The organism is Arthrobacter sp. 05T442, from assembly GCF_056395945.1.
The window spans coordinates 1-16,547 of record NZ_JBFTKM010000026.1 but is presented as its reverse complement, the minus strand read 5'-3'; the positions used below and the strand labels follow the sequence as shown (position 1 = coordinate 16,547).

Annotated in this window: 16 protein-coding genes and 2 tRNA genes; 5 read left to right on the top strand and 13 right to left on the bottom strand. The window is 67.0% G+C overall.

Going from position 1 to position 16,547, the window contains the following annotated elements; all coding sequences use genetic code 11:
- Window positions 1-4: 4 nt before the first annotated feature.
- From murA to leuC, 3 genes are all read right to left on the bottom strand, one after another.
- Complete coding sequence (gene murA / locus AC1DES_RS17715; RefSeq protein WP_476897015.1) at window positions 5-1,330, bottom strand: UDP-N-acetylglucosamine 1-carboxyvinyltransferase; 1,326 nt, start codon at window positions 1,328-1,330, stop codon at window positions 5-7.
- A 116-nt stretch (window positions 1,331-1,446) separates the two neighbouring features.
- A complete protein-coding gene (leuD, locus tag AC1DES_RS17710; RefSeq protein WP_476897014.1) occupies window positions 1,447-2,049 on the bottom strand; it encodes a 3-isopropylmalate dehydratase small subunit in 603 nt (200 codons plus the stop codon).
- Between the two features lie 55 nt (window positions 2,050-2,104).
- The gene (gene leuC, locus AC1DES_RS17705; protein WP_476897013.1) at window positions 2,105-3,559 is read right to left on the bottom strand and encodes a 3-isopropylmalate dehydratase large subunit; all 1,455 of its coding nucleotides are present in this window, start codon (window positions 3,557-3,559) and stop codon (window positions 2,105-2,107) included.
- Between the two features lie 112 nt (window positions 3,560-3,671).
- Between leuC and AC1DES_RS17700 the strand changes: the two genes are divergently transcribed.
- Together AC1DES_RS17700 and AC1DES_RS17695 are read left to right on the top strand one after the other, a co-directional pair.
- Window positions 3,672-4,391, top strand: coding sequence for an IclR family transcriptional regulator (locus AC1DES_RS17700; protein ID WP_476897012.1), 720 nt, complete (start codon window positions 3,672-3,674; stop codon window positions 4,389-4,391).
- Window positions 4,392-4,435: 44 nt separating this feature from the next.
- Window positions 4,436-4,984 carry a DUF1697 domain-containing protein gene (locus AC1DES_RS17695; RefSeq protein ID WP_476897011.1) on the top strand — a complete coding sequence of 183 codons (549 nt, stop codon included), beginning with the start codon at window positions 4,436-4,438 and terminating at the stop codon, window positions 4,982-4,984.
- Window positions 4,985-5,042: 58 nt separating this feature from the next.
- Here AC1DES_RS17695 and AC1DES_RS17690 read toward each other — a convergent pair.
- Window positions 5,043-5,118, bottom strand: a tRNA-Glu gene (locus tag AC1DES_RS17690).
- 130 nt (window positions 5,119-5,248) lie between these two features.
- Window positions 5,249-5,320 (bottom strand) — tRNA-Gln (locus AC1DES_RS17685).
- 347 nt (window positions 5,321-5,667) lie between these two features.
- Here AC1DES_RS17685 and AC1DES_RS17680 point away from each other — a divergent pair.
- From AC1DES_RS17680 to AC1DES_RS17670, 3 genes are all read left to right on the top strand, one after another.
- Window positions 5,668-7,062 carry a hypothetical protein gene (locus AC1DES_RS17680; RefSeq protein WP_476897010.1) on the top strand — a complete coding sequence of 465 codons (1,395 nt, stop codon included), beginning with the start codon at window positions 5,668-5,670 and terminating at the stop codon, window positions 7,060-7,062.
- Between the two features lie 196 nt (window positions 7,063-7,258).
- Entirely contained in the window at window positions 7,259-8,047 is a 789-nt protein-coding gene (locus AC1DES_RS17675; RefSeq protein WP_476897009.1) for an ABC transporter ATP-binding protein, read from the top strand.
- Window positions 8,028-8,594 (top strand): ABC transporter permease, encoded by a 567-nt coding sequence (locus AC1DES_RS17670; protein WP_476897008.1) that lies wholly within the window; start codon window positions 8,028-8,030, stop codon window positions 8,592-8,594. The genes AC1DES_RS17675 and AC1DES_RS17670 overlap by 20 nt, the downstream gene beginning before the upstream one ends.
- 15 nt (window positions 8,595-8,609) lie before the next feature.
- Here the strand turns inward: AC1DES_RS17670 and AC1DES_RS17665 are convergent, their stop codons facing one another.
- The 8 genes from AC1DES_RS17665 to AC1DES_RS17630 all read right to left on the bottom strand — a co-directional run bounded on the left by AC1DES_RS17665 (window position 8,610) and on the right by AC1DES_RS17630 (window position 16,234).
- Window positions 8,610-9,008, bottom strand: a complete 399-nt coding sequence (locus AC1DES_RS17665; protein WP_476897007.1) for a hypothetical protein — start codon at window positions 9,006-9,008, stop codon at window positions 8,610-8,612.
- A 76-nt stretch (window positions 9,009-9,084) separates the two neighbouring features.
- A complete protein-coding gene (locus AC1DES_RS17660; RefSeq protein WP_476897006.1) occupies window positions 9,085-9,699 on the bottom strand; it encodes a hypothetical protein in 615 nt (204 codons plus the stop codon).
- Window positions 9,692-10,438, bottom strand: a complete 747-nt coding sequence (locus AC1DES_RS17655) for an HAD family hydrolase (RefSeq protein ID WP_476897005.1) — start codon at window positions 10,436-10,438, stop codon at window positions 9,692-9,694. Before AC1DES_RS17655 ends, AC1DES_RS17660 begins: the two co-directional genes overlap by 8 nt.
- Window positions 10,438-11,973: a glutamate--tRNA ligase gene (gene gltX / locus AC1DES_RS17650; RefSeq protein ID WP_476897004.1), complete on the bottom strand. Its 1,536-nt coding sequence runs from the start codon at window positions 11,971-11,973 to the stop codon at window positions 10,438-10,440. The genes AC1DES_RS17655 and gltX overlap by 1 nt, the downstream gene beginning before the upstream one ends.
- Window positions 11,974-12,124: 151 nt before the next feature.
- Window positions 12,125-12,901: a fumarylacetoacetate hydrolase family protein gene (locus AC1DES_RS17645; RefSeq protein WP_476897003.1), complete on the bottom strand. Its 777-nt coding sequence runs from the start codon at window positions 12,899-12,901 to the stop codon at window positions 12,125-12,127.
- Window positions 12,902-12,933: 32 nt separating this feature from the next.
- On the bottom strand, window positions 12,934-13,731 hold the full coding sequence (locus AC1DES_RS17640) for an MBL fold metallo-hydrolase (protein WP_476897002.1): 798 nt from the start codon (window positions 13,729-13,731) through the stop codon (window positions 12,934-12,936).
- Between the two features lie 226 nt (window positions 13,732-13,957).
- A complete protein-coding gene (locus AC1DES_RS17635; RefSeq protein WP_476897001.1) occupies window positions 13,958-15,070 on the bottom strand; it encodes a branched-chain amino acid aminotransferase in 1,113 nt (370 codons plus the stop codon).
- A 111-nt stretch (window positions 15,071-15,181) separates the two neighbouring features.
- Entirely contained in the window at window positions 15,182-16,234 is a 1,053-nt protein-coding gene (locus AC1DES_RS17630) for a 3-isopropylmalate dehydrogenase (RefSeq protein ID WP_476897000.1), read from the bottom strand.
- Window positions 16,235-16,547: the final 313 nt, after the last annotated feature.

Sequence of the window (16,547 nt, the reverse complement as noted above, 5' to 3'; positions counted from 1 at the left end):
CCCGCTACTTGGCCGCGGTGATGTCGAAATCGGCGCCGAGGCCCGCGAGCTTTTCGGTAAAGCGCTCGTAGCCGCGGTTGATGATGTCGATTCCGGTGACGCGTGAGGTGCCGGTGGCGGCCAGGGCAGCGATGAGGTGGCTGAACCCCCCGCGCAGGTCGGGCACGTCGATGTCGGTGCCCTTGAGCTGCGTCGGTCCGGAAATCACGGCCGAGTGCAGGAAATTGCGCTGGCCGAAGCGGCACGGGACGCTGCCGAGGCACTCGCGGTGGACCTGGATATTGGCACCCATCCGGATCAGGGCATCAGTGAATCCGAAGCGGTTCTCATACACGGTCTCGTGGACGATCGACACGCCCTCGGCCTGGGTCAGGGCGACGATCAACGGCTGCTGCCAGTCGGTCATGAAGCCGGGGTGCACGTCGGTTTCAAGGACCAGCGGGTTGAGCTTGCCGCCACGGTGGTAGAAGCGGATGCCGTCGTCGCCGATGTCCATGCCGCCGCCGACCTTGCGGAAGGTATTCAGGAACGTCATCATGTCGCGCTGGGTGGCGCCTTCGACGAAAATGTCGCCGCGGGTGACCAGCGCCGCGGAGGCCCAGGAGGCGGATTCGTTGCGGTCGGAGAGGGCGCGGTGGTTGTAGCCGCCGAGGTCCCGGACGCCTTCAATCCGAATAGTGCGGTCGGTCTGGACGCTGATGATCGCGCCCATCTTCTGCAGCACAGCAATAAGGTCCACGATTTCAGGCTCGGTGGCCGCACCCGAGAGCTCGGTGATGCCGTCCGCCCTTGTGGCGCTCAGCAACACCTGCTCCGTGGCTCCGACGGACGGGTACGGCAGGGCGATCTTGGCCCCCTTGAGTCCGTTGGGGGCGGAGATGTGGATGCCGCCGGGGCGCTTTTCCACCACGGCACCGAACTGGCGCAGGACATTGAGGTGGTAATCGATCGGCCGGTCACCGATCTTGCAGCCGCCCAGATCCGGGATGAACGCCTCGCCGATCGCGTGGATCAGCGGCCCGCACAGCAGGATCGGGATCCTGGAGTCCCCGGCGTGCGCATCGATGGCGGTGCTGGAGGCGGTCTTTGCGCCCTTCGGGTCAAGGGTCAGGTCCCCGGAGACGGGATCCTTCTCCACCGTGACGCCGTGGAGCTGGAGCAGGCTGGTGACAACCTCGACGTCCTTGATCTCAGGGACGTTGCGCAGCACGGACGGCTCATTGCCCAGCAAGGCAGCCACCATCGCCTTCGGGACCAAATTCTTGGCCCCGCGAACGGTGACGCGGCCTGTTAGCGGGACGCCTCCGCGGATTGTCAGAACACTACTCATATACCGGTTTCCTCACGACTACTCGCCCCCAAATCCTTACAAAGGCTCCAACCAAGCATAGGAGCTTCCGTTACCGATCCGAAATACGGGATGTTTGCCGCTGGTGCAGGACAGCGTCAGGACAGCCGGGCGGGCAACGTCCTGGGCATGAACGCGGGCCTGGTGGCCTCGAAGGCAGTGATGTCTTCCTCGTGCTGGAGGGTCTGTCCGATGTCGTCCAGGCCCTCAAGCAGGCGCCAGCGCGTGTAGTCGTCGATTTCGAACGGCGCGACGATGTTGGCGCACTGCACCGTCTTGGAGACGAGGTCCACCGTGACCTCGGTGCCGGGGGCGTTCTCGAGCTCCTTCCAGATGAGCTCGATGTCGTCCTGGGCAAGCTCAGCGGCAAGCAGGCCCTGCTTGCCGGAGTTGCCCCGGAAGATGTCGGCGAACCGGGAGGACAGCACGGTCTTGAAGCCATAGTCCTTCAACGCCCAGACGGCGTGTTCCCGTGAGGACCCGGTGCCGAAGTCCGGCCCGGCCACCAGCACGGAGCCGGCGCTGAAGGGCGACTGGTTCAGGATGAAGGCCGGATCCTTGCGCCAGGCCGCGAAGAGGGCATCTTCGAAGCCCGTGCGGGTGATGCGTTTGAGGTAGACGGCAGGGATGATCTGGTCCGTGTCCACGTTGCTCTGGCGCAGCGGGACACCGATTCCGGTGTGGGTCGTGAACTTTTCCATGATGGGTCCTTTTGAGCTCTGCAGATCTAAGCGGCAAGAATCGGGGCGGCGGGAACTAGGCTGCGCCGACGCGCAGCGCCTCGGACTCAGGAGCGGGTGCCAGGTCCGACGGCGAGCTCAGCGTGCCGCGCACGGCGGTGGCCGCGGCCACTACCGGCGAGACCAGGTGGGTGCGGCCGCCCTTGCCCTGGCGTCCCTCGAAGTTGCGGTTGGAGGTCGACGCGCACCGCTCCCCCACCTCGAGCTGGTCCGGGTTCATGCCCAGGCACATCGAGCAGCCGGCGAACCGCCATTCAGCTCCAAATTCCTTGAAAACCTTATCCAGCCCCTCGGCCTCGGCTTCGAGGCGGACACGGGCGGAGCCGGGGACCACAAGCATCCGGATATTCGGATCCTTCGTGCGGCCGCGGATGATGTCCGCGGCGGCCCGGAGGTCCTCCATCCTTGAGTTCGTGCAGGACCCCAGGAAGACGGTGTCCACCCGGATGTCCTTCATCGGCGTCCCGGCTTCGAGTCCCATGTACTGCAGCGCACGTTCGGCGGCGGCCTTGGCGTTCTCGTCGCCGAAGTCCTCGGGCGACGGCACCCTGGCGGAAAGGGAGACGCCCTGGGCCGGGTTGGTCCCCCACGTCACAAACGGTTCCAGGGTGTCGGCGTCGAGGTCCACCTCGACGTCGAACGCGGCGCCGTCATCGGTGCGCAGCGTATTCCAGTACTCGACGGCGGCATCCCAGCCGGCGCCCTGGGGCGCGTGCGGGCGGCCGTACATGTAGTCATAGGTGGTCTGGTCCGGGGCGACCATGCCGGCGCGGGCCCCCGCTTCGATGGACATGTTGCAGATGGTCATCCGGGCTTCCATGGACAGCGCACGGATCGCTGAACCGCGGTACTCCAGCACGTATCCCTGGCCTCCGCCGGTGCCGATTTTGGCGATGACAGCCAGGATGATGTCCTTGGCGGACACTCCGGGCCGCAGCGTGCCCTCCACGTTGATGGCCATGGTCTTAAAGGGCTTCAGCGACAGTGTCTGGGTGGCCATGACGTGCTCCACCTCGGAGGTGCCGATGCCCATGGCGAGAGCCCCGAAGGCGCCGTGCGTGGAGGTGTGCGAGTCGCCGCAGACCACGGTCATGCCGGGCTGGGTGAGGCCCAGTTGCGGTCCAACGACGTGAACGATCCCCTGCTCGGCGTCGCCAAGGGAGTGCAGGCGGACCCCGAACTCCTTGCAGTTGTTGCGCAGGGTCTGGATCTGGGTCCGGCTGGTCAGATCTGCAATTGGCTTGTCGATGTCCAGCGTGGGAGTGTTGTGGTCTTCGGTGGCGATGGTGAGGTCCGGCCGGCGGAGCTTGCGACCGGCCAGGCGCAAGCCTTCAAACGCCTGCGGGGAAGTCACCTCGTGGACAAGGTGGAGGTCGATGAAGAGAAGATCGGGCTGGGCGTTTGCTCCTTCGCCGTCCCCCTTGCGCACCACATGTGCGTCCCAGACCTTCTCGGCCAGTGTCTTTGCCACGGCCTTCTCCCTTCACTGCAATTGGTTGGATGTCTCCACTGAATCAGCCCTGCTATGGAACACGCCAGCGAAATGACTTGCATCTCAGATATTGAGACGGCAATATCATTACATGGACAATTCTAGTGGCGTCGGAGTCATCGATAAAGCGGCCCATGTGCTTGACGCACTTGAGGCCGGCCCCACCACCCTCGCGCAGCTTGTCGCGGCCACCAGCCTCGCCCGGCCCACCGTGCACCGCCTGGCCCTCGCACTGGTCCACCACCGCCTGGTGAGCCGGGACATCCAGGGCCGTTTTGTGCTCGGCAGCCGCCTCGTTGAGCTGGCCTCGGCCGCAGGCGAAGACCGGCTGATCGCCTCCGCCGGGCCCGTGCTCATGCAGTTGCGCGACGCCACCGGCGAAAGTGCGCAGATCTTCCGGCGCCAGGGCGACTGGCGGGTTTGCGTCGCCTCCGCCGAACGTCCCATCGGCCTGCGCGACACCATCCCGGTGGGCACCCAGCTCTCCATGAAGGCCGGCTCCGCCGCCCAGGTGCTGCTGGCGTGGGAAGACCATGACCGGCTCCTGGAAGGACTCCAGTCCGCCCGCTTCACCCCGACCGTCCTCGCCGGGGTCCGACGGCGGGGCTGGGGCCAGAGCCTCGGCGAACGTGAGCCCGGGGTTGCCTCTGTTTCGGCCCCGGTCCGTGGCCCGTCCGGCCGGGTGATCGCTGCCGTCTCGATTTCAGGCCCGATCGAGCGCCTGACCCGCCAGCCGGGGCGCCTGCATGCCGAGGTGGTCTGCAATGCAGGCCGCGTCCTGACGGAAGCGCTCCGCAAAACGAACGACTAAGTTCCTTGCCGCATCTTCGGCGCGCGGAAAGCTAGGCTGTGCCCATGAATAGCTATGCGGTCTTCCTGCGGGGCATCAACGTGGGCGGCATCAACATCAAGATGGCCGATCTGCAGGAGTCGCTGAAGTCCCGGCCGTTCACGGGCGTGAAGACCCTCCTGGCCAGCGGCAACGTCGTTCTGGCCAGCGCGCTGGATCCTGCCGGGGTCAAGACCGAATTCGAGGCCTGCCTGCGGGAAGGGTTCGGCTATGACGCCTGGGTGGTGGTTCTGGCCGCCGCCCGCGTGGCCGAGCTCGTCGGGGCGTGCCCGTACCCGGCCGACGACGCGTCCACCCACACGTACTTGACCCTGGCCTCGGACCCGGATGTGCTTTCCGAGCTCTACGCGGCTGGAAGGGCGCTGGATGGAACGGAGATGATCCGGCTCGGCCCCGAAGCCCTGGCCTGGCTGGCGCCCACCGGCGGCACCCTGGACAGCCCGTTCAGCAAACTCTCCTCGAAGCCGAAGTACAAGGCTTCCACCACCACCCGGAACCTCCGGACCATGATCAAGGTCCGCGACGCGGCAGCGGCACTGGAGCCGGGGGGCTAGGCCGCCTGCAGCAGGGCAACGAAAAACGGCCCCGGGCTGTTGCCCGGGACCGTCTTGTTGGTGACCCCAGCGGGATTCGAACCCGCGTTACCGCCGTGAGAGGGCAGCGTACTAGGCCGCTATACGATGGGGCCGCGTACTCTCCAGAACCGCATTCCTGCAGTTCACGCCAGGCGATTCTTTCACACACCCGGCAAATGTTTCAAATCTAACGTACCGACTCGAAACTTCTGATCCACCGCAGAAATCCGCGGATTTTCATAGCTGGGATACCAGGACTCGAACCTAGAATGACGGTACCAGAAACCGTAGTGTTGCCAATTACACCATATCCCAATGGAACTTTCGGACCGGATCCGCAGGCCTAAACCCGCGCTCCCGGCGCCTCAGCACGAGTAATTACTTTACCCGAGACTTTTCGCCTGCACAAATCGAGCCGCGACTGGGCTTCAGGGTGCCGCCGCACGACCAGGATGCGTCCATGACGGTCCCGAAAACCCTGAAACCCTTGCCAACGGGGGCGCGGCAAGTTTACGCTCGGTAAGTTACCAATGAGTAACCACCCCTCCCCCGCCTGGCTGCGGGCAGCTTTGCGATCATTTTCCGGTGTTAGCTGCATCACAGCCGCCAGGGGTGGCCGGCAGCGGAACTGCTGCCGGCGAGACCGTTGAGAGGAACCATCTGTGTCACAGAGTCGTGCCGCCGCTGCCAGCAAGACCCGAACCCGGGCCCAACAGCTCGCCATAGCCGTCCTTGCCCTGTTGCTCATCGCACTGTTCGGGTTCTACACGCTCGTTACCGGGCGCATCACCGACGGTTCCGCCAGGCTCAAGGACGGCGCCGGCCAAGCCTCCGCCGGTGCGGAGCAGCTGAAGGAAGGCGCCGGAAAACTGGCCAACGGCGCCAGCCAGGCCGATACCGGTGCCGGCAAGCTTTCCGCCGGTGCGTACAAGATCCACGCGGGCATCGCCGACAAGCTCGCCCCTGGCGCGGACAAACTCCAGGACGGCGCCAGCCAGCTCTCCACCGGAGCGGTGAAGATTGAAACCGACGTCAACCAAAAGCTGGTTCCCGGCGTCTACAAAGTCGATGACGGCGCCCACAAGCTCGCAGCCGGAGCCGTCCAGCTATCGGCTGCCCTGACGCCCACCGCAGCGGGCAACGCCGAAAACAACCTGGCCGACGGCGCGACGCAGCTCAACGCTGGCGCCGGCCAGCTCGCCGGCGGCGCCGGGGAGCTGGCCGCCGGCACGGTACAGCTCAAGGGCTACCGCGGCGCCAACAACGACCCCGCGGCAGGCACGGGGACGGCTGCCCTGGCACAAGCCCTTGAGCTCCTGCAGGCCGCCGCCTCGGACCCCGTCCAGGGACTCGTTCCGCTGTCCGTGGTCAAGGACAAGATCGTCAAGATCACCGCCGGGGCCCACAAGCTGGACGCCGGGGCAACCCAGCTCCAGGCAGGCGGGGCCCGGCTCCAGGCAGGAGCGGACCAGCTCCACGCCGGAACCGGAAAACTGGCTGCCGGTTTCGCCACACTTGCCGGCAAGCTCAACAGCCAGGACCCCACCAGCCCCGGTGTCGTCCTGGGCACCCGGCTGCTTGCCGACGGCACCTCCAAGATCCGCGTTGGAATGGATGGAGTTCCCGGGGATCCCGAGCACCCCGGCCTGATCAAGGCCGCAGCGAAGATGACGGACGGAAGCTCGCGCCTGGCCGACGGCACCGTGGCCCTGAATGCCGGCATCAAGGGGAACCCCGGTGATACCGACAACCCGGGCCTGCTCACCGGCACCCAGGCCCTTGCTTCAGGGGCATCCGAGCTCTCGACCGGCAACACCAAGCTGGCATCCGGATCCTCCCAGCTCGCCACCGGTGCGGACAAGCTCGCCGACGGCAATGCCCGGATAGCAGACGGCACCGGCACGCTGTATTCGAGCGCCGCCGCAGTCTCGCCCACCAGCATGATCGGGCAGTCCGACGCGGCCACGGCCCTCGGGCTCGTGGGAGTGCTGGGACTGGGATCCGTTGCAGCATTCCTGGTCCTGAGGAACAGGCGCCCCACGCTGGAACGCGCCTAGGCAGCCCGCCGGCCGGGCGCTTCGCGCGCCGGGCATCGTGGACGGGGCATCGTGGGCAGGACCTTTGACACTGTCGGGCCCGGCCGCCGTCCGCAAGGCTGAAGATGCGCGTTCCACCGCCGTGGGCCGGGGCGCTTTCCCGTCCCGGCCCGTGGCTGTGGGAGCCGCGTTCGCGCCTTTCGGAAAGTGTGCTGAGGTGAATGACGTCGCCGCAGTCCGGTGCAAAAGCATAAGGTACAGCTTCGGCAGCACGGTGGCCGTCGCCGGGGTGGACCTCGACGAGGGGGCGGGGACGATCTTCGGGTTGCTCGGACCTAACGGGGCCGGGAAGACCACAGTCATCCGCATGATCACGACCCTCTTGAATACCAAGATCGGATCCATCGAGGTGTTCGGCGTGGACGTGGCCCGGCACAGGCTCCAAGTGCGCCGCTTGATCGGATACGTGCCCCAGCAGCCCTCGGCCGACGCCGACCTCACGGCAACGGAAAACGTCGCGCTCTTCGCACGGCTCTTCGACGTCCCCCGGAGGGACCGGCGTCGCGTGGTGGCGGCAGCGCTGGCCGCCGTCGGCCTGGCAGAGGTCGGTGGGCAGCGGGCGAAAACCCTTTCCGGCGGAATGGTCCGGCGGCTGGAACTGGCCCAGGCCCTGGTTAGCGCCCCGCGGCTGCTTGTGCTTGACGAGCCGACCATTGGCCTGGACCCGATCGGGCGGGCCGCGGTGTGGGCCCGGATCCAGGAGGTACGGGCCAGTACCGGCATGACTGTCCTGGTGACCACGCATTACATGGACGAGGCGGATCAGCACTGCGACCGGATCGCAATGATGCACCACGGCCGGATTCATGGTCTCGGCACACCGGCCGAACTCAAGAAGGGCCTCGGCCCCGATGCCACGTTGGACGACGTCTTCCTGGCCTCCACCGGGGCCGGCCTCGGCACGGTAGCCTCAGATAGAAGCCGGGATGGCACGCCCCCGCAGTGACACCAGGGCCGATCCCGTCCACGTCCGGGGCGGCTCCCGGCCCACCGGCGGCCTGGCCAAACTGTTGGTCACGCCCACCCCCAGGGTGGCCCTGGTGGCAGGAAAAGCCTTTGCCTCAGGGATGCGGGCGCTGGTCCAGGCCGTGGTGGTGCTCCTGCTTGCCGCCGTGCTGGGCGTCGCACTGACCGGGGACCCCCTCAAGCTGCTCGCAGTAGCCGGTTTCGTTGTCCTCGGCTCGGCCTTCTTCTGTTGCCTGTCCATTACTGTCGCGGGTCTGGTGCTGAGCCGGGAGCGGGTCATGGGAATCGGGCAGGCAATCACCATGCCCCTGTTCTTCGCCTCGAATGCCCTGTACCCGGTCAGCCTCATGCCCGGCTGGCTGCAGGCGCTCAACCAGGCGAATCCGCTCGGTTACGAGGTCGACGCCCTCCGGGGGCTGCTCATCGGCACCCCGGCCAGCCTCTTCCTCGATTTCGCCGTGCTGCTCTTGTCCGCGATCGCAATGATCAGCATTGCTGCCGCTCTTCTTGGCCGGTTGGCGCGCTGACCAGCTGGACCGGGGCTAAGGGTTGATGCCGCCGCCCGGAGTGCTCGGGGCCGACGGCTGGACCTGGCCCTGACCGGGGCCACGGCGGCCCTGACCGTTAGCGCCGTTCGGTCGTCCGTTCTGGAATCTCTGTCCGACCTGGCGCGTGGCATCGGTCTTTCCCAAGGAGTACCCGATCACTCCCCCGCCTCCGCCTGCGAGAAGGACTGCAATTCCTGCAGCCACCAGGACTTTCGGCAGGCTCCACCACTTCTTCCTGACCGGGAATCCCGCCGCATAGCCGGGCTGGGGTCCGGCGAAGGGCCCGGCTGCGGGACCGGTCTGGGGCACAGGCACGGTCGGAGGTGCCTGCGTGCTCTGGTGCGGGGCGACCGGCGGCCCTGCAACGCCTTCGGGGTATGGGGGCTGTTCCACGTAGTATCTCCTCAAAACGAAAGTTTCAGCCCCAAGTAAAAGGGACAAAACTGGACGAATCCTGAGTGCCGGCCGATCAATCCGCTGCGGGCGCCTGCTCCACCGCGGGCGGCAGCCGCGACGGGTGGCTGGCATTGAGGAGCTTGAGGGCGAGGGCACCGGAGAGGACAGCGAAGGGAAGCTCGACGAGCACGGCCTCAAGGACGGCCGTGGTCAGGGGCACTCCGGGGGCGGCCGTGGTGACGTCGAATAAGGCGTCGATGCACAGACTCGTGCAGAACGACGCGGTGGTCAGCACCGCGTAGGGGCTGCGCCGGAGCAGGAACAGCAATGTCAACAGGGCGCTCAGGCCTTCGAACGCATCCAGTCCCAGCCATGCAATGTTCCAGTTGCGCGCAACCGTCTCCGAGGGCATGACGCCGCCGAGGTAGACGATCCAGACAACGTAAAAAAGGACTGCACCGGCGCCGCAGCCTATGGCCGCGCGGCGCCACCCCATCCCCCAGACACGCTTGAGGATCTTACTGCGGACAGCCAGCGCCAGGAGCACAGCCAGGAGCACCAGCCCGATCCGGAGGACCACAAAGTGCGGCCCCACAGGCAAGCCCTCCCAATCGGAGAGCTTGGCCGGGAGAATTAAGGCCCCGGTCCCCGGAACGGCAGCGCCGCCCCGGGCCAGGAGGCTATGCACCGTCCTCCAGCAGTTCCAGCAGCGAGCTGATCTCCCGCCCGAGGAATCCCGGGGCGGGCTCCCCGCCGCGGTTCAGCCACACGCCCGTGAGGCCGGCCGCCGTCGAGCCTTCAGCATCGAGGAGCCTGTTGTCGCCGACGTACAGCGTTTCGCCGGCACCGGTGCCGAGGCGCCGGACCCCCTCAAGGTAGATGGCGGGATCCGGTTTCGGGACACCGACGGTGTCGGTGCCTACAAGCACGCTGATGCGTTCCAGTCCCGCAGCGTCGAGCTTCACCCGCTGGTAGTCGTGGACGTTGTTGCTCACAGCACCGTAGGGTATGCCGGCGGCGTCGAGGGCATCCAGGAGCGGGGTGACGTCGTCGAACGCCCGGATGTAGCCGTGCTGGCGGCTCGCGTAGGAACTCACCCAGTGGTGGGCCTGCTCGCCTTCCTCCAGCTCGACGCCGAAGTGCCCCAGGGCCGCCCGGCCGCGGAGCAGCCGTTGTTCGTTGAAGCTCAGCTCGCCGGCCAGATAGCGGTCGTAGAAGTGGGTGGTCTCCCGGGTGAAGATCCGCCCGAACTTCTCCCACCCTGCCTGGTCCAGGCCGGGGAGGAGGTGCTCGCTGACGTCCCGCAGCGCAGCCGTCATGGCGAACTCGAGGTCCACCAGTGTGTCGTCGATATCGAACAGGACACCGCGGATGGCGCCCAGGCCGGTGGCCAGCGCGGCGTTTCCAGGCCCGGGAGCTGTCGTCATCAGCCGCGGAAGGCGCGCAGCCGGGCCAGGGACGAGTCCTTGCCCAGGATGACCATGGATTCGAAGAGGGGCGGGGAGATCCGGCGCCCTGAGATCGCCGTGCGGACCGGGCCGAAGGCCAGGCGCGGCTTCACGCCGAGGCCCTCGACGAGGGCCTCCTTGAGGGCAGCCTGGATGTTCTCCGCCGTCCACTCGCCGAGGGGTTCCAGCGCGGCGAGGGCGGCGTCGAGCACCTCGGTGAGGTTCTCCGGCAGGCCCTTGCGGGCATCATCCGCGACGTCGATGGCGTTGTCGGCCTTGAACAGGAACGCGAGCATCTCCGGAGCTTCGCCCAGCAGCGAGATCCGCTCCTGGATCAGCGGCGCGGCCTCGGCGAGGATCTCCTCCTCACGGGCAGTGAGGCTCTCCCCCACGAACCCGGCAGCCTGCAGGTAGGGTACGAGGCGGCTGCGGAAATCCCCGGCGTCGAGCATCCGGATGTGCGTGCCGTTGATGGCCTCGGCCTTCTTGATGTCGAAGCGGGCCGGGTTGGCGAGGACGTCGTTGACGTCGAAATTCTCGATCAGCTGGTCCACGGTGAAGATGTCCTCATCGGCGGAGAGGCTCCAGCCAAGCAGGGACAGGTAGTTGAGCAGGCCTTCGGGGATGAAGCCGCGGTCCCGGAGCAGGAACAGGTTGGACTGCGGATCACGCTTGGAGAGCTTCTTATTGCCCTCGCCCATGACGTACGGCAGGTGCCCGAAGGCCGGCATGTAGCTGGCGACACCGATCTCCATGAGCGCCCGGATGAGGACCACCTGGCGCGGTGTCGACGAGAGCAGGTCCTCGCCGCGGAGGACGTGCGTGATGCCCATGAGGGCGTCGTCGACGGGGTTGACCAGGGTGTACAGCGGGGATCCGTCGGCACGGACAATGACGTAGTCCGGGATGCTGCCGGCCTTAAAGGTGATGTCGCCGCGGACCATGTCGGTGAAGGTGACGTCCTCGTCCGGCATCCGCACGCGCAGCACGGGCTGGCGGCCCTCGGCCTTGAACGCGGCCAGCTGCTCCGCGGAGAGCTCACGGTCGAAGTTGTCATAGCCGAGCTTGGGGTCGCGGCCGGCGGCCCGGTGCCGTGCCTCGACTTCCTCGGGCGAGGAGTAGCACTCGTAGGCGTAGCCGGCATCCATCAGCTTGGCGACGACGTCCTTGTACAGGTCCAGGCGCTGCGACTGGCGGTAGGGCTCGTGCGGGCCGCCGACTTCCACGCCCTCTTCCCAGCTGATGCCCAGCCATTTGAGCGCTTCAAGCAGCTGCTGGTAGCTCTCTTCCGAGTCGCGCGCGGCGTCCGTGTCCTCGATGCGGAACACGAATGTGCCCTTGGTGTGCCGGGCGTGGGCCCAGTTGAAGAGGGCCGTGCGGATCAGGCCGACGTGCGGGGTGCCCGTGGGCGACGGGCAGAACCGGACCCGGACCGGCGTTTCGGCGGTGACGTCACGGGTCACTTCACGGGTGGCTGAGCTGGGGACGGCGGCGGGCGCAGAAGGAGTAGTCATAGTGACTCCAACTTTACCGCGTGCACTGTATTGATCCCGGTTGCGAAATCCGCTGTCGAATCCGCTGCGAAAACGGACAGCCGCCACGTGGATCCACGTAGCGGCTGTCCGGAATCGGCGCGGAAACCGAGGGTCGCCGCCGTCGAGGTGCCTAGCGGCGCACGACCGGGTTGGAGAGCCGGCCGATGCCCTCGATCTCGACCTCGAAGCGGTCACCGGCCTGGACCAGGCCGACGCCGGCCGGGGTGCCTGTCATGATGACGTCGCCTGGCAGGAGGGTGAACGCCCGCGAGACGATGGAGACGAGTTCACGGACGCCGCGGATCATCTGGCTGGTGCTGCCGTCCTGGCGCAGTTCGCCGTTGAGCCGGCCCTGGATCTGCAGGTCCTCGGTGTCGAGGTCGGTCTCGATCCACGGCCCCAGCGGAGCCGAGGTGTCGAAGCCCTTGGCCCGGGCCCACTGGAGGTCGGTCTTCTGGACGTCGCGGGCGGTGAGGTCGTTGCCGCAGGTGTAGCCGAAGACGACATCGTCGACGCGTTCTTCGGGCACGTCCTTGCAGATCCGGCCGATCACAACGCACAACTCGGCTTCGAAGGACACTTCCTCGGAGAACTCCGGCAGGATGATCGGATCGTTGGGGCCGATCACGGAGGTGTTCGGCTTCAGGAACAGCAGGGGCTGCTGGGGAACCTCGTTGCCGAGCTCGTGCGCGTGCTCCGCGAAGTTGCGGCCGACGCCGATCACCTTGCTGCGGGGAATGATGGGCGCAAGGAGGCGGACGTCCTCGAGCTTGTGCTTCATGAGGGTTCGTTCCACGCCGTGGAAGAAGGGGTCACCCTTGATGACAGTGACTTCCTCACTGCCGGGGTCACCTTCAACAATGCCGTAGAGGGGATCAGAATCGACTACAAACCGGGCGATACGCATGGCTCCAAGCGTACCGTCTCCGGCCGCGCCCCTCAGGCAGCGCCAGGGCCGGAGCGCAGATACTCGAGCTGGGCGGCCACGGAGAGTTCCGCCGCGGGCCGAACGGCGGGATCGACGGCGGCGTACACGGCGTCGGCGACGTCGGCGACGCCGGCGTCCGCGCCGAGGTCGGCCAGGGCGGCCCGGACCTGTGCCAGCCGGCCCTGCCGGTGGTCACGGTACGCGCGGGCGATGGTGTCCAGGGCCGGGAGCATGGGACCGTGGGCGGGCAGGACGGTCGCGGGGCCGAGGCGTTCGAGCCGGTCCAGCGAGTCGAGGTAGTGCCCGAGGGTGCCATCGGGGTAGTCCAGGACGGTGGTGCCGAGGCCCAGAATGGTGTCTCCGGTCAGCACGGAACCGTGGGCGCCGTCCTGCGGCAGGTGGAAGCAGACCGAATCCGAGGTGTGGCCCGGGGTCGCCAGGACCCGGATTTCCACCCCCGCGGCGTGGATGAGCTCCCCGTCCGCCAGCGGGGTGCCCCCGTGGCAGTGCTGGGGGTCCGCGGCCCTGACCGGGGCGCCGGTGAGTTCGGCGAAGCGTTCGGCCCCGGCGCTGTGGTCCGCATGCCGGTGCGTGATGAGGATGAGTTCGACGGCGCCTGCCCCGGCCAGCTCCTGCAGATGCTGCTCGTCAGCGGGTCCGGGATCCACGACGACGGTGCTGGCGGCACCGGGGGCCGCGATCACGTAGGAGTTGGTGCCGTGCAGGCTCATCGGGCCCGGATTCGGGGCAAGGCGGAAGCGCGTCAGGTGGGTGCTGCGCGCAACGGTGCGCTCTTCGTCCGGGGTCACAGTTCCATCTTCGCACCGAATGCGGTCCCCACACGAGGAGCAATACAGCAATGGCGGCCGGCAGCGGTGTCCCCGCCCGCACAACGACGGCGGCCCCTCACCAAAGATTCACCAGTGGTGGGGAGGGGTCCCCGCCCGCACAACGACGGCGGCCCCTTACCAAAGATTCACCAGTGGTGGGGAGCCGCCGTCGAACGCTCCGGCAATCCGGAGGCTGGGCTATGGGTCAGACCAGGCGGGTCAACCAGCCGTGGGTGTCCTCGACGGTTCCGGTCTGGATCCCGAGCAGCTGTGCGCGGATGGCCATGGTGGTCTCCCCCGCCTTCGCGTCCTCGGAGCCGATGAACTCGGTGTTGTCCTTGAGCACGCCGATCGGGGTGATGACGGCGGCGGTACCGCAGGCGAAGACCTCGACGATCTCACCGGAGGCGACGCCGTCGCGCCATTCGTCCAGGGTGATCTTGCGTTCGGTGACTTCGCGGCCCATGTCCTTGGCAACCTGGATCACGGAGGAGCGGGTGACGCCCTCGAGGATGGTGCCGCTCAGCGCGGGGGTGACCAGCGAGCCGTCCTTCATCACGAAGAAGACGTTCATGCCGCCGAGTTCCTCGACCGCGTTGTCGTTGAACTGGTCCAGGAAGAGGACCTGCTTGCAGCCGTGCGCCTCGGCCTCCTGCTGGGCGATGAGCGAGGCCGCGTAGTTGCCGCCGCACTTGGCGGCGCCGGTGCCGCCACGGCCGGCGCGGGCGTATTCGCGGGAGATCCAGATGGAGACCGGCTTGAGCTCGCCGCCGAAGTAGTTGCCGGCCGGGGAGGCGATGACGCGGAAGGAAACTTCACGTGCGGCGCGGACGCCAAGGAAGGCCTCGGTGGCGATCATGAACGGACGCAGGTAGAGGGCCTCGCCGTCACCGTAGGGCACCCACCCCTTGTCAACGGACACCAGTTCGCGGATGGCGCCCAGGAAGTACTCTTCCGGAAGCTCGGGCAGGGCCAGTCGGCGGGCGGACTTGTTCAGGCGCGCGGCGTTGGCCTCCGGACGGAACGTCCAGATGGACCCGTCGGCGTGGCGGTAGGCCTTGAGTCCCTCGAAGATCTCCTGGCCGTAATGCAGCACCGCCGCGGAAGGATCCAGGGAAATGGGACCGTAGGGCTCCACCCGCGCATCGTGCCAGCCACCGTTGCCCTCGACGTCAACGCTGTAGTCGACAATCGCGGTGTGGTCGGTGAAATAGTCGCCGAAACCCGGGTTGGCCAGGATGGCTGCACGCTCTTCAGCAGACTTCGGGGTCGCCGAGAGCTGCTGGGTGAATTCGACGCCATGGGCAGTCTGAGTCATGGTTCCTCCACGATCGGCTGCCTGGTGTGTGAACGTGGTTCATCCTCGGACCACGGCAGCATGTTGGTGATTCGAAACAAGCTTACGCCCGAAGCCGGGACCCGCAGGGCCCTAGAGGGCGCCGGCGATGGCATCGCCGATCGCGCTGGTGCTCCGGGACCCGCCCCCGCGGCTTTCGACGTCAGCGACGACTGCCGCCTCGATCTTCCGGGCTGCCGACGCGTGCCCGAGGTGGTCCAGCAGGAGCGCTGCGGAGAGGATGGCGGCGGTGGGATCAGCCTTCTGCTGGCCGGCGATGTCCGGGGCGGAACCGTGGACGGGTTCGAACATGGAGGGCGCCGTGCGGTCCATGTTGATGTTGCCCGACGCCGCCAGGCCGATCCCGCCGGTGACGGCCGCGGCGAGGTCGGTGATGATGTCGCCGAAGAGGTTGTCCGTGACAATCACGTCGAAGCGTGCCGGCTCGGTGACCATGAAGATCGTGGCCGCGTCGACGTGGAGGTAGTCGTGGGTGACGTCGGGGAATTCCTGGGCCACGGCCTCAACGGTGCGCTTCCAGAGGTGCCCGGCGAAGACGAGGACGTTGTGCTTGTGCACGAGGGTCAGCTTCTTGCGGGGCCGCTCGTTGGCCCGGCGGAAAGCGTCCCGGACCACGCGCTCCACACCGTAGGCCGTGTTCAGCGAGACCTCGGTGGCGACCTCGTGCCGGGTCCCGGCCCGCAGCGTGCCGCCGTTGCCCACATAGGGACCTTCGGTGCCCTCGCGGACCACGATGAAGTCGATTTCGCCGGGCTCGGCGAGCGGGCTGCGGACGCCCGTGTACAGGCGGGAGGGCCGCAGGTTGACGAAGTGGTCCAGGCTGAAGCGCAGCTTCAGCAGCAGCTCGCGCTCGATGATGCCGGAGGGGATCCGGGTGTCGCCGGGGGCCGCCCCGACGGCGCCGAAGAGGATGGCGTCGCGGGTGCGGAGATCCGCGAGGGTTTCCGCGGGCAGGGTCTCCCCCGTTTCGAGCCAGTGCTGCGCGCCCAGCTTGTAGTGGGTCTGCTGCAGCACGATGCCCTCGGCGGCGGCCGCTTTTTCCAGGACTTTCAGGGCTTCGGCCGTGACCTCCGGGCCGATGCCGTCGCCGGGGATGACAGCTAGGTCAATCGTGGATGCGCTCATAGTTTCAGGTTAGCCAAGCGATCCACATTCTGGTCAAGTCGTCTCATTATCCGAACACGGAGTCGACGCTCCCTCACGTCTTGCAGGAAAAGACGAAACGTTCCCGCACTTCCTGCAAGAAAAAGGGACACGCTCCCGCTCCTCCAAAGCGGAGGTGCGGGAGCCGAAAGTTGTCAAGCTGTGTGGAGTCACTGGGCTGGTTTTTGGGGTGTTTTGGTCTGGGGGAGGTTGATCCCGGCGTGTGTGGCGGGGGCCGGTGTGCTGGGTCGTTGGCGGAATCTTCCTGGGTGTAGTTCGTAGTAGTCCTGGTGGA

What these genes read in the sequence shown, in the direction of transcription:
- murA (WP_476897015.1), bottom strand. Translation starts at nt 1,330, where the DNA reads ATGAGTAGTGTTCTGACAATCCGCGGAGGCGTCCCGCTAACAGGCCGC.
- leuD (WP_476897014.1), bottom strand. Translation starts at nt 2,049, where the DNA reads ATGGAAAAGTTCACGACCCACACCGGAATCGGTGTCCCGCTGCGCCAG.
- AC1DES_RS17700 (WP_476897012.1), top strand. Translation starts at nt 3,672, where the DNA reads ATGGACAATTCTAGTGGCGTCGGAGTCATCGATAAAGCGGCCCATGTG.
- AC1DES_RS17695 (WP_476897011.1), top strand. Translation starts at nt 4,436, where the DNA reads ATGAATAGCTATGCGGTCTTCCTGCGGGGCATCAACGTGGGCGGCATC.
- AC1DES_RS17670 (WP_476897008.1), top strand. Translation starts at nt 8,028, where the DNA reads ATGGCACGCCCCCGCAGTGACACCAGGGCCGATCCCGTCCACGTCCGG.
- AC1DES_RS17655 (WP_476897005.1), bottom strand. Translation starts at nt 10,438, where the DNA reads ATGACGACAGCTCCCGGGCCTGGAAACGCCGCGCTGGCCACCGGCCTG.
- gltX (WP_476897004.1), bottom strand. Translation starts at nt 11,973, where the DNA reads ATGACTACTCCTTCTGCGCCCGCCGCCGTCCCCAGCTCAGCCACCCGT.
- AC1DES_RS17645 (WP_476897003.1), bottom strand. Translation starts at nt 12,901, where the DNA reads ATGCGTATCGCCCGGTTTGTAGTCGATTCTGATCCCCTCTACGGCATT.
- AC1DES_RS17635 (WP_476897001.1), bottom strand. Translation starts at nt 15,070, where the DNA reads ATGACTCAGACTGCCCATGGCGTCGAATTCACCCAGCAGCTCTCGGCG.
- AC1DES_RS17630 (WP_476897000.1), bottom strand. Translation starts at nt 16,234, where the DNA reads ATGAGCGCATCCACGATTGACCTAGCTGTCATCCCCGGCGACGGCATC.